The following is a 14,104-nucleotide window of genomic DNA, read 5'->3' as shown; positions in this document are numbered from 1 at the left end:
TCACGGTTTTTTACAACCTATTTTTGCGAGATTTTCAATTTGTTTACAATGTGTGTCTCACGTCAACTCGCTGCGTTCTCACAACGCGGAAACCATTGCCCCTCACTTACTAGGACACTCAAAGGGCATTTGTAAACCGGAAAACAAAAAAAGTTGAAGGGCTCTGTCAGATGACAGAGCCCTTCAGCTTTTGGTGGAGCTTTCTCAGCCGCTTTGATACCGCCATTTTGGACACGCCGTAGAACTTTCCGATCTCCTCCATGGTCAGACCCCTGTCATAGCGGAAATCGATGAACTCGCGGCTCTGGTGATCCAGAACCTCCATGGCTTTTTGCAGACTTTCAAGGCGGAGGGTCCAGAGTACAGGATCCTCCACGGGACGCCTGACGCATTCCGAGCCGGGCAGCACCGTTTCAAACTCACTTTTACTCAGATGCCTTTCGTCCTGCTTTTCCTGCGCCTGTTCCCGTTTCCGATCCTGCTCCAGGAAGTCTGCGACCTCCTTTGGCACTGATACTTGCTGCCCACTATAAGGAATCACGACAAAGTCGTTCATTTGTGTCCTTTCCGCTTTCGACGGAAAGTCACACACCCGCGCTGCCGGCACAGCGCCAAAAACTGAAGACCTTCATGGAAGTTTCCTTCGTACAGGGATGGTGATGGTGCCCTACGAGGCCCATGAACGTCTGAGGTCCCACCGGGGTGTGGACCTCACCGGAAAGCTACGAGTTTAGGCTTGCGCCTGGTTTGATTATATCATGCTGGAATTTTTTGTCGGTCGAACCGTGTCGAATGGGAGAGGTTTTTGTGATCTTCAGAAAGAGAAAAGCCCGGAGCTGGTGATATGGGCCAGTTCCGGACTTCTGTACTGTTTACTGCGGCGCAAGCTTTGAAATGTCAAAGTACTTATTTCAGCCAAAACTAATTTCATCTTCCCACTTCAGCAAACGCACTACTATGTAATGCAAACTGTAAATGCTGAATCAGGTTCATTATATCCGTGGGGTCCAGGAAACAAACAGTGGCCTTTGAATGGTACGCCTCTCCGTGCCGCGTGGTGGAGGCAGCAGTCAATCCTACTGCACCATAATTGCAACTTTCATTACATCCGTATTTGGTTCATGAAGATAGTCAAAAGCTTGCTGAAGGCCTGACAGAGGAAAGCGGGCCCCAATAAAGCCCTCCAGATGCAGCTTTCCCCGTTGCATGAGGTCAAATACTTGTAGGTAGTGCCGTCGGACATATTGCATGACGCTGATAATATCGATTTCTCCTCGTTGCAGGTGTGTCATATTCATCAGAATATCCCGCCCATATGTGCCTACCAAAACAATGCGAGAAGCATTTTGTGCGCAACACACCATGTTTTGCAGCATTTCTGGGATTCCGCAGCAGTCAATCAATACATCTGCTCCTGCAGAACCAAATGCCCCATCGATGGCTTGCGCAAGAGAAACCCGATTGGTGTTGCAGCAGTTTTTTATGCCGCAGTCCTGTGCGTATTGAAGCCGTCCGTCTTTAATGTCTGTAATTAAAACGTTAGCGCCTCTAGCCACAGCTATTTGTGCTGTGCAGTTGCCGATGGTACCTGCGCCCACGATTACAATATTTTTCCCCTGTTCAGCTCCGGCCCGTTCCGCTGCATTAGCTCCTACGGCAAAGGGTTCTACCAGCATACCCATGTCATGGGTTACTCCCTGCGGCAGCTTCACGATGTTAAATTGGTTACATTTATAATATTCCGTGAAAAAACCGTCTTCGTTAATACCCATAAATTTCTTGTGGGTGCAGACGTTGATTCTGCCGTGCCGGCACGGATAGCAGGTACCGCAGATCAACTGAGGCTGTACTGTAACGAGATCGCCGGGGAGAAATTTCTTTTCCGCCTCGTAGCCAACTGCGACAACTTCACCTACACACTCGTGCCCCAGGACTCGGGGATATTGCACGGTTTTATGCCCTCCACGGAATGCCAACATATCAGAGCCGCAGATACCAGTTTGCAAAATCTTAAATAAAACGTCCTGTGGCCCCTGAATTTGAGGCATTCCCCGCTTCTCAACGGTAATCTCATACGGTGCTGTTAGAACAGCTGCTTTCATGTCAAATATGCTCCTTTCAAATTGAATGTCAGATGAAAGGAAGGACCGGCCCGCCGGAAAGACGGGCCGGCCTGTTGCCTTATTCCTGCGCGGAGGTATTGCCTGCTAACGCAACAGCTTTTTTCTACGGGACTTTCGGAAGAAGGCCTGTCCCGCTAAGACAATAACAGCCGCAACAATGAGACCCAGCGCAATGGGGTGCTGTGTGAAAGCCAACAAGTTTCCCTGGTCGGCGATCATGGCTGTCCGCAAGTAGGTTTCCAGAAGTGGCCCCAACAGGTATCCCAGCAGAATTGCAATCAGATCCAGTTTGAAATAGTTCAACAGAAAATAGGCAACGATTCCAGAAACTACCATTACCAACACTTCAAAAATGCGGTTGTTGATGGCGTAGACGCCCAAAACACAGCAGACCAAAATAGCAGGAAAAAGAAGGGACTTGGGAATCCGGATCATTTGAACAAAAATGTTCATCAGGCCGGTTTCCATCAGATACATTACAATATTTGCCAGAAAATACACCAGCATAATGCATCCAATCACCTCCGGGGCGTCCACCGCCAGCATGGGTCCAGGCTGCAGACCGTGGATCATAAGACCGCCAATCAGAGCAGCTGTCACGTTGTCGCCTGGGATCCCCAGGCAGCACAAGGGGATCAGGGCTCCGCCGTTGACAGCGTTATTGGAGCTCTCAGATGCTGCGATACCGGCAGCATATCCGGTTCCGAATTTTTCCGGGTGCTTGGACATGGTTTTGGTTTGGTTATAGGCCAGCACTGTGGCAGTATCCTGACCCACGGCCGGTAAAATACCGGTGAAGGTACCTAACAGAGAGCCGATGGTGATGCCTTTCCACATTTCATCCCGCTCATCCTTTGGGGGGATAAAGGGGACACGCCGCACCCGGGTTGTTATCCGCAGTCCGGACAATTCACCGGATTGGCTGAGAACCTCACTGATGGCAAACAGCCCCATCAGAAAAGCGGTCAGGCCAATGCCGGAACTGAGCTGCCACTGGCCAAACATCAACCGGTTTACGCCGGTGACCTGGTCAATTCCCACAGAGCCGATAGCCATGCCGAAAAACAATCCGATTCCGCCTTTGGCTCCGCTAGAACTGACCATGGAGAGCACTACGCAGATACTGAAAAAAATCAGTGCAAAATACTCCCAATGCCCGAACTTTAATGTGACCTTGGATAGCTGCGGCGCTATGGTCGCCAGGACAATAGCAGAAAATGTGCCACCAATCAAGGAGGCAAACACACCAAGAGACAGTGCAGCCTCCGGCTTGCCACGCTTGACCATGGGATAGCCGTCCCAGGTGGTGACAAGAGATGCTGAGGTCCCGGGAATTTTCAGCAGGCACGCAGAGATTAGGCCGCCGCTGATGCCGCCAACATAAATGCCGATAAGAGTGGAAAGGCCTTCCGCAGCAGACATGGCGTAGGTAAAAGGAATCATCAACGTAACGCCTAAAACAGCCGTCAAGCCAGGGATGCATCCAAAGATGATACCCATCAGGATGCCTCCAGTCATATAGACAAACGACATTGGGTTCGCCATGAGGTAAGCCCAGCCCTCTGCAAATAGCTGCATTCACGACACCTCCTATATTTCAAGCAGCGAGAGCGATTTGACGTTGCTTTGCGCGGGTGAGAAGCGAGTCACTTGAGGTACTCCTCATAAATCGGAGCAAAGATGTTGTACCACTCTTCAATTTTCGCCCCCATCTCATCGGCCGGGATAAAGCCAGGCAGGAAGCCAAAGCCTTCCAGAGCCTCCAGATAATCGGGGTCATCTTGAAGGTCTGCCATCTTATCGTTCAGATACTGAATCTGCTCGGGAGTGGTATCCTTGGTGGCGAAGAAGGCACGATACTGGGCGCCGGTGGCTTCAATTCCCAGTTCCTCTGTGCAGGGAATATCGGGATAAATTTCACAGCGCTTTTCGTCCACAATCAGCAGGGGTTTCACATTGCCGGATTCCACGGCGGAGCCCAGATCGCCCACCTGCATGAAACTGACATCAACATGGTTGCCCATGATGGCAGTAATGGCGTCAGCACCGCTGTCGTAGGGAACCTGGGTGGCACCTTCCAGGCCGAGCCCCTGGAGCAGTTGGATGGTGACCATCTGCTGACGGGCACCGATGAATCCCCAAGTCAGTTCAGCGGGATCCATTGCTTTTAGATCCTCCACACTGTTGATCCCGCTGTTGGGATTGGTAACCACGATGCCGGGATCGATTACCATGCAGGGAAGCGGCTCCATCTTCTCCCAGAGTTTTTCCTCACTGACACCGGTCAGATAGTAGCAAATCAGGTCCAGGGGACTCTGAGACATAATGTGATAGCCGTCGCCGGGCTGTGTGGAAAATTCTTGTGAACCGGTATAACCGCCGGCACCGGTCATAACGGAGCAGGCGATGGACACAGGTAGATCAATGTTGGCCGCCACAGCACGGGCGATGTTGTCGGTGCCGCCGCCAGCGGCGTAGGGGACCAGACACGAGATGTCTTCCGCCGGGTAAGCGGCTTCTTCACCGCCACCGCAGCCCGACAGAATGCCGATCATCATAAGAAATACGCAGGCCAGTGCCAAGATATTTTTCTTTTTCATATAATTTTCCTCCTAAGCAAAATAACGAAATGTAGGAAAGAACGGACTCAGAAGAACTTGACATGCAGGATCTGTGTAAATACGAGGACCAGAACGGTTACGACAACAAGAGAATAGACAAACCGGATAAGATAGAACTTTTTTTTGCTGGTACGTTCATGCTCCTCCCGCTGCGATTCTTCACAAAGACCATACACAACGCTCAGACAGAAAGTGAGCAGGAAAGAAGCAATGGGAAAACCGATTAGTTCATAGGCGGGAACGAAAAGGAGCAGCGCAATCAGAGTAATGATCGTTTCCTTTTTCAACCTGAATTTGCCAGAGTCCCGCTCACCCTTCAGACTGATTGATTTGAGAAACAGAGGGATGCTGAATACCATCAGCAGAATACCGATGCCTTGAATAAAGGTGCGGGGTTCCGCCAGAAAGGGAAGTCCGACAAACAGCATGACACCACTAACAGTTGATTCTGATGCGAACAGGAACAATCCAATTGCAAAAGAGAGAATGCTTAAAATGAAATCGTTGCGCTTACGAATGGCCATTTACCCACCTCCTTAACTTGCCAAATGACCTCCGTCCACCGGGAGCGTCACACCACTAATGTAGTCGGAAGCAGATGAGGCCAGAAATACGACAGTACCCATCAGATCCTCGGGATGCCCCCATCTTCCCATAGGGATCCGCTTAGTGAGCTGTTTGCCCTGTTCCATCTGCTGCAGATCCTTGCTCATTTCGGTGTCCATGTAGCCGGGAGCAATGGCGTTGACATTGATGCCGCGACCGCTCCACTCAGAGGAGAGCGCCATGGTCAATTGTTTGACGCCGCCCTTGCTGGAGACATACGCCGGCATGTTCCGCAGGCCGATGAAAGAATTGGTGGAGGCGATGTTGATAATTTTTCCCTTGCCCTGTTTCAGCATCACCTTGCCAGCCAGCTGGCTCATAAAGAAAACGCCCTTGATGTTGACCCCCATAATGCGATCCCAAGCGTCCTCGGGGAACTCCTCGGAGGGGCAGCGATACTGAAGTCCGGCACCGTTGACCAGAATATCCAGCCGTCCACCCAGAGCTGAAATCGCTTGCTGAAACCCGTTGCTGAGATCGTTGAGGTCCAATAGATTTGCTACCACGGCGTGGTATCCAGATTTGGCGCCACCCAATTCTGCCACCGTGTTTTCAACCTGTGAATTTGCGTCCAGAATGACAATCTCTGCACCGGCGTCATGAAGTGCGACAGCCATACCATAACACAGGCCGGTCTTTTTTGCGCCACCTGTAACAATGGCTTTTTTCCCTGCCAGGGAAAAAGCATTCATGTCAAAGCCCATATGCGCCCTCCTTTACATTTCAAATGTGATCGTATTTACAAGATCCTCTGCAGACAGGCCACAGAGTTTTGCCAGCTGTGTATAGGTTCCGGAGTGCAGATGCCGTGCTTTTCGCTCTCTGGTGCGGGTGCTGAGGGTGGTAATCTTTTCCGGCGACCAAGCGATTCCTCGCCGGTACATTTCGTCCAGATAAGAGGCAAACAGGAAACCGTTATTCTGTTCGGCAAATAGGATTCGTTTGCCTTGTTGGGTCAGCTGCGCAGCCAGATCTGCATCAAAGGAAGGCATGTCCACCACGGCGATCTCGCGTCCCTGTTCCCGTAACGCCTTCTGGGCGTTGAGTCCCTCATAAATGCCTCGGCCACTAGTGATGATGACGGTGTCCGCATGAGGATCTCCGTGGACATAGCCCTTTCCGTATTCAAATTGCAGGGATTTAGGGTAAATGGTTTCAGAAGCGGCTCGTGTGAGCCGAAGTAGCACCAGCCCCTTGCTACCCTTGGCAATCCATTTCATGACCGCCACCATCATTCGGGGACAGGCTACATCGATTACCCGCAAGTGAGGCAGCTGCATAAGCGCGGTAACATCGTCGATGCTCATATGGGTGGCGCCGTTAACACCGGTGTCAATGTTGCTAGCGGTAGAGAACAATGTAATATCCAGCTGATGGCCCTCGGACAGCCAGCCGTCACTTTTGGAAATTGATTCCATTCGCTCTTGCTGACTGACCGTAATCCGGCGCAAAACTCGCCAGTCAAAAAAGACGCCAAAAGTGGAGTGCCAGACGTTATAGCCTTTTGCGGCAAAGGCCTCGGCGATGCCACTCATGTTGGATTCAGCAATGCCTACATTGATGCCGCGGTTTCCAGCATGTTTCAGCATACCGGGCTGAAGACCAGAGATCAGGCCCATATCCGCGTCCAAAGTAATCATTTTCGGGTCTCTGGAAAAGGCTGCTACCATATCCGCGGCAATTTTGCTGCACTGCAGCTTATCTCCGATTTTGGGATCGGGTAGGTCGCGCTCCTGGTAATGCAGAGTCTTGTCTCGGGGAGCAGCCCGTTTGGTGCGGCGTTGAGAATAGCGGCGTATAACACCCACAGGGCCATTTTCATCCTGCTGTACATCAATCCCCATCTTGGAAGCCCAGTGCAGGAGTTGCTCATATTCCTCCGGCGCACGCACCTTTGCAGCCTGTAGAAAATGACACAAGTTTTTAATGCGGGTTTCCCTGCGGAGCGTCTGCTGATGGATTTCCCATTCCGCCAGATCCTGCCCCACGGTGGTCTTGTGGCTCTCGGTGGCTTTGGAGAAACCACCTTCACCCTTGCGGCATTCAGAGATGATGGCCATGGGGCGGCTGTCGATCCGATGTTGGAAGTGCTCCAACGCATGGTAAATCGGCTCGTACTCCTGACCGTTGACATCCAAAACATCAAAACCAAAGCTCTCCAATTTTTCTCGCAAGCTACCCATGGAAAGCATGAGACGGTGAGAGTCATCGTTTTGTCCATAGTTGTGATCGATGAGAATGCACAGATTGTTCAGATTTTTGGCAGAGGCAAACATGAATGCCTCCCATGGAATGCCCTCCTGCAGTTCCCCGTCTCCCATCAGGCAGAATGTCCGCCCAACACCCTCTATTTTCTGCGCCATGGCAAAGCCGACAGCGGCACTGATGCCCTGCCCTAAAGGTCCCGTCGCGATATGTACTCCTGGCAGGATAGGGCCAGGATGTCCATTCAGATCGCTGTCACTTCCGCGGGAATTCTCCAAAAGCGCTCTGTCAAAGAAACCAAAATCCGAAAAGACCGATGCCATACCGGCTATACCGTGTCCCTTGCTCTGTACGTAGATGTCACTTTCACGAGCAGTGGGGTCTTCCACATTTACATGAATGAAACCTCCGTAAAAAAGCGCGATCAGTGGAATCAGTTCTGAGAAGGTGCCACCGATGTGGATTCCCTGGTCTACAGCGTGGTTTCCCTGATATACCGTATCCAAACGAAGGTCCGAATCCTTGACTTCCAGCAGCGCATATAGCGCCTTTTGGGCGATCGGGTGTTTCATTTTCAGATAATCACAGCTCAAGTCCATCTTGGCCCTCCTCCATTTTTTTAAATGGTATTGTATTCGAGTGAGCAAAATGCACAAAAATGATGCTGTGCAGATTGCTTTATACCGTAATTTTACAGAGAGAAATAGCATTCATCAAGGTATGTGTTGCAAAATAATGCTATATTTTGTAGCAATATTAACTCAAATAAGATTTTACTTGCCACAAAACCTGCTATATGCTACAATTTGAATCGAATAAAAATGGAGGGAGGAGGCCCATGAAACGATTCCGTATATTAATCATTGCCCCATATTTGTCCTTCCAAGAGACTGCCGCGCCCGTCATCCAAGAGTTTCCTACGGTGGATTTTGAGATGCATACCGGAGATGAGTTTACGGCAATCTCTATTTTTAACTCCTATCCACCTAACGCCTTTGACGCAATCATTACTCGTGGTGCAATTGCGGCGATTCTTCGGCAGTTTACCTCTGTGCCGGTGGTGGAAGTGGATGTATCCTTATTGGATATCCTGCGGGCTATTAACCAACCGGGATTCAGCGATCAGCGTGTGGCGGTGGTCGGATATTCCAGCATTATTAATTCCGTCAAAAAAGTATTTGAAGTGCTTCAACTGAAAAACACGGAGATTTACGAGGTGCGCTACGCAGAAGTTAAGGAACGGGTGGCGGAACTGGCTGACCGGGGATTTTCTTTGATTATTGGGGATGTGCCTTCCGTAAATGCTGCTATGGCAAACGGACTTCGGGGACTCCTAATTCTGTCATCAGAGGATTGTATCCGCCAGTCCGTTATTGCAGCCATCTATTATTCGGAGTTGATGGAAAAGGGGCAGGAGATCACTCAGATTTTTCAGACAGTTATTGATAATTTAAAATTCCGGATTATCCTGATGGACCAGATAGGCAACGTAATTGTTGACAATCGCGCGTTTGAGATTACCGATCATCAAACCTTTAAAAAAGAGTTGTTGCTATTTATTCCGGTGCTTTTGCAGCAGTCCACCGATAGGGGCTGTAAAAAAATCGGAACACAGGGAATCGAAATTATCGGCAAAAGGGTTTCTTATCGCAATCAGGACTGCTTCCTGTTCTTCATTTCACTGATGCATAAGGGATATGCCTCCCAGGCAGACATTACCATCGAAAAACCGCTTTCAGTGACACTGTCCCCGGAATTTATCAATACTCTTCAAAAGAATAACCCACGGGTACAAGCGGTGGCGGAGATTGTCACCGCATCCGTGTCTCCGCCGCCTGTGTTGATTTTGGGAGAATATGGTACCGGAAAAAGCAGTCTGGCCTATTATTTGCATGGCCTGCGCAAGGAGCCAATGGCTCCGTTCATCTTTGTGCGCTGCAACCTACTGACCAGGAAACGCTGGAATGCATTTTTGGATAAAACTGCATCACCTTTGAATGAAAACGGATGCACATTATATCTGGAGAACATTCACTTACTTCCAATAGAACTGCAGCAGGAGTTGAGCGCCTACATAGTTGATTCTGCTGCGGATCAGCGGCACTTTATTATCGCTTCGGCAACGAATAGGATCCACCATCTTCTGTCCAATGACCAGTTCTTGTATCCGTTGTACCAGAAGATTTCGTCTCTCCATGTAATCCTGGCACCTCTACGGGAATTTCCTGATTCCATTACGGACTTCTCACAGATTTTTTTAACTGCGGCAAATCAAGAATATCAAAAGAGTATCCGGGGATTTGAAGAAGGGGTCGTGGCTCTGCTGGAACAGCAGCATTGGAATACCAATTTATCCCAGTTAAAAACGTTTATTCAGCAATTAGTGTTGACCGCACAGGGAGCACAGATTACTCTGAAAGAGGCACAGACCCTGCTTTTAAATGACAATACTATTCCCCCGGAGGAGACGGAATACTTGAATTACAGTGGAATTGATATCACAAAACCGCTGGAGGAAATTGAGCGGGATATTATTCAGCATGTACTGATGGAGGAAAACATGAACCAGTCCGCTGCGGCAAGGCGGCTGGGAATTAGCAGAAATACGATTTGGCGTAAGCTCCATGCTTAAATACGGGCGTGCAGCTGCCGGCTTAAAGTCGCTGGCGACACCATTACTAAAGGAAAATTGCGGATTGGAATGACAACCAGCTCTGGATAGGCTGCATTGCCAATAATTTTACCGGCAGTAAAGCCGCGTCATTTTTGCAAAGCCGGACTACAGGCTTTTTGTTGGATGGTACTGGAAACGGAAAAGTAGCGCTGGAACTGACCAGCAGCTGGTGTACGGTGTTGTATCCGTCATAGCTGGTCAATGGGCGCACTATGGAAACGGGGTACAGGCTGCAGAAAATTTTGACATTTACCGCTGCTGACTGGTGGTTCCGGACTACTGGTATATCTTAGATGCCTCATCAGAAAAGGTGCGAAAAGCAAGCTGAATCTGAAAGAACTGGCGGCTAATGAGACTTTACCTCACCTAATTCTCTCTGGAAGCTATTCCGCCATGGTACAAAGGTAAGTGTAGGCTTACCTGGAAAGCAGAGTAAGTGCCGTTCGTATTGATCCCGAACAACTGCTGTCTGGTGAACAGACGGAAACCGTACTGCAAGAAGCTATAAAATCTGCAAACAGGAGGCATTCCGCTGTAAATCCTGTTGAATTAAGTGACTGCCAGCGATCTGGCGCGGAACGTATATCCAAGGGTTAATAAGCCGTATGGAAGTTTATGGTAGACATTGCAGTAGTTGGCGGCAAAAATCAGGCGTGGCAAGATATCGCTCCTGGCGTGCTGGAACTGTAGCCCATCGAACAGCTGGAACTAGGCCTTGTATTGAAATCTGGGAATTTCAGATATGAACAGCTTTTCCTGACAGTCTTGCGTACCGCGTGGGTTAGATATAGGCTTTATAACAATCCCGAGCAAAGATAAAAGCCCACTCCAGTTGGTTTACTCACCTCCTATACACTTTACTGCGGTACAAATTTTGAGTATTGGAGCCCAGGGAGATGCGAACAAGAAGTTGGACCTAAATGGGGAGTTTCAAGGTGCGCCTGTATGTGGCAGATCTCATCGCCCCCAAGGATAGCTTGATTCTGCCATCGTTATACCATATTCATGCAGGGATCTACACTGCTAATGAACTAGAAAACAGATGTGCTTTCCTAGAAACTCCCGTAAAACAGCTCGTTCTTCAACCGTCCTTCCTACGCAGACTGCATTGTCGGGGAAGTGACCTCCTTTGAGACATGGAGCAAGTGAGTTCAGCCTGCTCCAAGCTTTGAATTTAGCCCTACCAGCGGTAACGCCCTTCCCAGTCTAAACTGGCGATCGGATACTCGCCGCTTCTCAGCCAGCGGGGATAAGGAACTCCTAATGTCAATAACCCATTTGACGATGAGCAAGCCCGCATGAAAATCCCGCCAAAGGGTATTTTCCACGGCTGAGCAGATCTCACCCATATAGAAATGATACCTCCGCTTTTTCTTCCGGACTAAACTGTACCATTGCTTTTCCTTTCTTCGTAAGAATACATCTCTTCCGCCTTTTTCCAGTCCATCTTTTTGTCCGCTTGCCCCTGGGGATTGGGATGTTCTTTTTTCACTAATAAGTAATCGGAACTTTAGCCGACATAACAGAGTCAGACCACAGCTTGTACCACAGGAGTTTGTGGAACAAGCGGATTTTGCACAGTAAATCACGCCCGGGAAACAATTGAAATGGAGCAGAAATGATTAAAAACCGCCGGAAACAATCAAAAAAGTTTCATAAAGCTGTTCACACGCAGGAGGTTACTGGTTCGAGTCCAGTAGTCTCCGTCGAAAAGTTCCTGATTTATGTAAAATCAGGGACTTTTCTTTTATTCGTCTCAAAAAACATGCTTAAACTTTTAGCTTCTTCTCCGACCAATACGGCGATAGTATCTGATAGAGCTGGACAGTGTCGGGCAGGAAATCCCTGCCCGGTGCTGCCGTAATGGTTACAGTCTTTTTGTATGGCCAGAAAAAATCCGGCCTTCCATCTCACACGCGTCTGCAAGCTCTTTGGCGAGCTTTTTGATCGGAAAGTCTGGTGCGGTTTGTATAATGAGTACCAAATGTCCCCAATCCACATGCAGGTTTAGAAGAGCGCTCTTCTCCGGAGTCGAACCTTCATCAAAATGAAGAGGAAACTCTTTTTTCAGAATAGAACAATTCAGATAGACATCCGCCCGGGGAATCTCTGGTTGGATACACTGATAGAGCGATGTATACAATCCTTTGGGCAGCCGGCAGCCGGTCAAAGAGAAATATATGCCTTTCCCCTTTGCCCACCTCCTCTTCTTTGAACCAACGGCACTGTTCCAACGCCATTTGGCGCAGTTCTGGAAAGCGCGCCTCCCACAGGGCACAGGTATGTCCGGTATAGTCCGACACGGTCAGCGCCACAGGTAGCCCGGCACTGACCTCTTCCACAGTGGCTGTACAATCGTATGGAAGGGGCGCAGTGCTTCCTCCTGTTCGGCCGAGGCCGCCAGCGCCCCATATCCTCCGGGTAGTCCGTATGATCCCATCATACCGGCAGTTGCTTCCTCTGCCCGGAACGCTCCGGGCATCAGCCAAAACTCCCCTAGGTGCAGTTCGTTAAGCAACCTGTCAGTTCTTTCTTTTCGTTTTCGGAAAACCATAGTTACTCTCCCACATCTGTGATATCAATTACCCATTTTCTCAAAGAGGAACCTGCAACACCAAGGAGCAATCCGCCGGCAATCCCGCCCACAGCAGTGCCAAGTCCCGGCAAAATTGCCGTACCGATTGCAGCACCTGCCAGAGCGCCGCCTTTGGCGCCGAGTGCACCTCCTGCCCAACTGCCGCCAATACTTGCAGCTGTACTATAAGTCTTTTTGCCAATTTTCTGATGGGCGTCATGCAGATCTCCGTCAATGACATCACATAGCCCCAAAGCATCCAGTGCTGCACCCGCGACCAACAGCACTCTCCCTGCGATCCTGACTACTTTGGAAATCTCGGTATGATCCAGTCCGGATGGAAGCCTTTTCTGCCACGCCGAAGCATTTGTGAGAGGATCCACATTGATAAGGTAATAGCTTGTATTCCCTCTATGGGAGTGCAAATCGGCACCGAAAAGCGGCATATTACTTCCAAAGAATACAAAATATGGAAAATCCCGTCCATTCCGTGCGATTTTTGTTGCAGCCAGAATCCTCGTCCAACTGCTTTGGAGCGGGTCAAGCCATGCCAGAGTTGGAAAGGTGCCTCGCGCTAATTCAGCCAGAAAGCTCTCACGAGCACCGTCAGTCTTTTTTCCGCAAACTCCGTCCTCCAGCAGCCGCTCGCCTAAATTCAATTCGTCGAGTTCTTGCTGCATTGCCACCCACAAACCATGCCAGCCGCTCGATCATGCTGTCAGAAATGCCTGTGCTGATCCCGCAGTGTTCCAGTTCGCTAACAGCGGCATGCAGGTTGCGGGCTGTATCGTCTGTGATATAGTTGTTCTCTCGTTCGTTTTGCGATAAATCCCGCTGTAATTGGCGCACGATATCTTCCAAGGAGCCCTTTATGCCTCCATCGTAGTCATCGCTGCATATGGCAGGAAGATCCTGCAAAGGGACTTTCCGTTCCGCATAGTTCAGATATTCTCTGCTGCCAATGGAATACCCACAACGCCCCCGCAGATCTGCCGATTTATTGTTGCTGCGGTATGTGTTCAGTACATCCCGTAAGAATTCTTTATCCTTTCCCTGTGAAATATCCTGCGGAAATGCAGTCTTTCTTGCATCCCTCCCGCCGCAAAGGAAATACTCCAATCCACAGCCTTTTGAAGTAAATCAAGACACTCACTGGTAAAGAAGTCCGAACCGCTCTTAATTTTTTGAATTGCTGTTTGGATAGCCCGATCATCACGAAAAGAACTGCCTGGGAGATAAAAAGAGGATAGATTCAGGATTTCTATGCAGTCACTGCTATGGCTGCAAAAACTGCGGGACA

At 49.6% G+C, this 14,104-nt stretch carries 10 protein-coding genes; 1 reads left to right on the top strand and 9 read right to left on the bottom strand.

Features of this window, described 5'->3' with window-relative positions:
• Positions 1-166: 166 nt before the first annotated feature.
• From OCV80_RS14870 to OCV80_RS14840, 7 genes are all read right to left on the bottom strand, one after another.
• Positions 167-556, bottom strand: coding sequence for a sigma-70 family RNA polymerase sigma factor (locus OCV80_RS14870; protein ID WP_081692033.1), 390 nt, complete (start codon positions 554-556; stop codon positions 167-169).
• A gap of 520 nt (positions 557-1,076) precedes the next feature.
• Positions 1,077-2,102 carry a zinc-dependent alcohol dehydrogenase gene (locus OCV80_RS14865; protein WP_021750606.1) on the bottom strand — a complete coding sequence of 342 codons (1,026 nt, stop codon included), beginning with the start codon at positions 2,100-2,102 and terminating at the stop codon, positions 1,077-1,079.
• Positions 2,103-2,207: 105 nt separating this feature from the next.
• Positions 2,208-3,701 (bottom strand): tripartite tricarboxylate transporter permease, encoded by a 1,494-nt coding sequence (locus OCV80_RS14860; RefSeq protein ID WP_021750607.1) that lies wholly within the window; start codon positions 3,699-3,701, stop codon positions 2,208-2,210.
• Between the two features lie 68 nt (positions 3,702-3,769).
• A complete protein-coding gene (locus OCV80_RS14855; RefSeq protein WP_021750608.1) occupies positions 3,770-4,723 on the bottom strand; it encodes a Bug family tripartite tricarboxylate transporter substrate binding protein in 954 nt (317 codons plus the stop codon).
• A gap of 47 nt (positions 4,724-4,770) precedes the next feature.
• Positions 4,771-5,268, bottom strand: coding sequence for a tripartite tricarboxylate transporter TctB family protein (locus OCV80_RS14850; protein ID WP_021750609.1), 498 nt, complete (start codon positions 5,266-5,268; stop codon positions 4,771-4,773).
• A gap of 12 nt (positions 5,269-5,280) precedes the next feature.
• Complete coding sequence (locus OCV80_RS14845; RefSeq protein WP_021750610.1) at positions 5,281-6,054, bottom strand: SDR family oxidoreductase; 774 nt, start codon at positions 6,052-6,054, stop codon at positions 5,281-5,283.
• Between the two features lie 12 nt (positions 6,055-6,066).
• Positions 6,067-8,154 (bottom strand): transketolase C-terminal domain-containing protein, encoded by a 2,088-nt coding sequence (locus OCV80_RS14840; RefSeq protein WP_267288532.1) that lies wholly within the window; start codon positions 8,152-8,154, stop codon positions 6,067-6,069.
• Positions 8,155-8,393: 239 nt separating this feature from the next.
• Here OCV80_RS14840 and OCV80_RS14835 point away from each other — a divergent pair, with 239 nt between their 5' ends.
• The gene (locus OCV80_RS14835; protein ID WP_158629735.1) at positions 8,394-10,187 is read left to right on the top strand and encodes a PrpR N-terminal domain-containing protein; all 1,794 of its coding nucleotides are present in this window, start codon (positions 8,394-8,396) and stop codon (positions 10,185-10,187) included.
• A gap of 2,598 nt (positions 10,188-12,785) precedes the next feature.
• Here the strand turns inward: OCV80_RS14835 and OCV80_RS14830 are convergent.
• Positions 12,786-13,484, bottom strand: a complete 699-nt coding sequence (locus OCV80_RS14830) for a hypothetical protein (protein WP_036626848.1) — start codon at positions 13,482-13,484, stop codon at positions 12,786-12,788.
• Positions 13,411-13,923: a hypothetical protein gene (locus OCV80_RS14825; protein ID WP_197714232.1), complete on the bottom strand. Its 513-nt coding sequence runs from the start codon at positions 13,921-13,923 to the stop codon at positions 13,411-13,413. Before OCV80_RS14825 ends, OCV80_RS14830 begins: the two co-directional genes overlap by 74 nt.
• Positions 13,924-14,104 lie beyond the last annotated feature (181 nt).

The organism is Oscillibacter acetigenes, from assembly GCF_025567605.1.
GTDB lineage: Bacteria > Bacillota > Clostridia > Oscillospirales > Oscillospiraceae > Oscillibacter > Oscillibacter welbionis.
This window is presented reverse-complemented; position numbering and strand designations above follow the sequence as displayed.

What these genes read in the sequence shown, in the direction of transcription:
- OCV80_RS14845 (WP_021750610.1), bottom strand. Translation starts at nt 6,054, where the DNA reads ATGGGCTTTGACATGAATGCTTTTTCCCTGGCAGGGAAAAAAGCCATT.
- OCV80_RS14850 (WP_021750609.1), bottom strand. Translation starts at nt 5,268, where the DNA reads ATGGCCATTCGTAAGCGCAACGATTTCATTTTAAGCATTCTCTCTTTT.
- OCV80_RS14860 (WP_021750607.1), bottom strand. Translation starts at nt 3,701, where the DNA reads ATGCAGCTATTTGCAGAGGGCTGGGCTTACCTCATGGCGAACCCAATG.
- OCV80_RS14855 (WP_021750608.1), bottom strand. Translation starts at nt 4,723, where the DNA reads ATGAAAAAGAAAAATATCTTGGCACTGGCCTGCGTATTTCTTATGATG.
- OCV80_RS14865 (WP_021750606.1), bottom strand. Translation starts at nt 2,102, where the DNA reads ATGAAAGCAGCTGTTCTAACAGCACCGTATGAGATTACCGTTGAGAAG.
- OCV80_RS14835 (WP_158629735.1), top strand. Translation starts at nt 8,394, where the DNA reads ATGAAACGATTCCGTATATTAATCATTGCCCCATATTTGTCCTTCCAA.
- OCV80_RS14840 (WP_267288532.1), bottom strand. Translation starts at nt 8,154, where the DNA reads ATGGACTTGAGCTGTGATTATCTGAAAATGAAACACCCGATCGCCCAA.
- OCV80_RS14870 (WP_081692033.1), bottom strand. Translation starts at nt 556, where the DNA reads ATGAACGACTTTGTCGTGATTCCTTATAGTGGGCAGCAAGTATCAGTG.
- OCV80_RS14830 (WP_036626848.1), bottom strand. Translation starts at nt 13,484, where the DNA reads ATGCAGCAAGAACTCGACGAATTGAATTTAGGCGAGCGGCTGCTGGAG.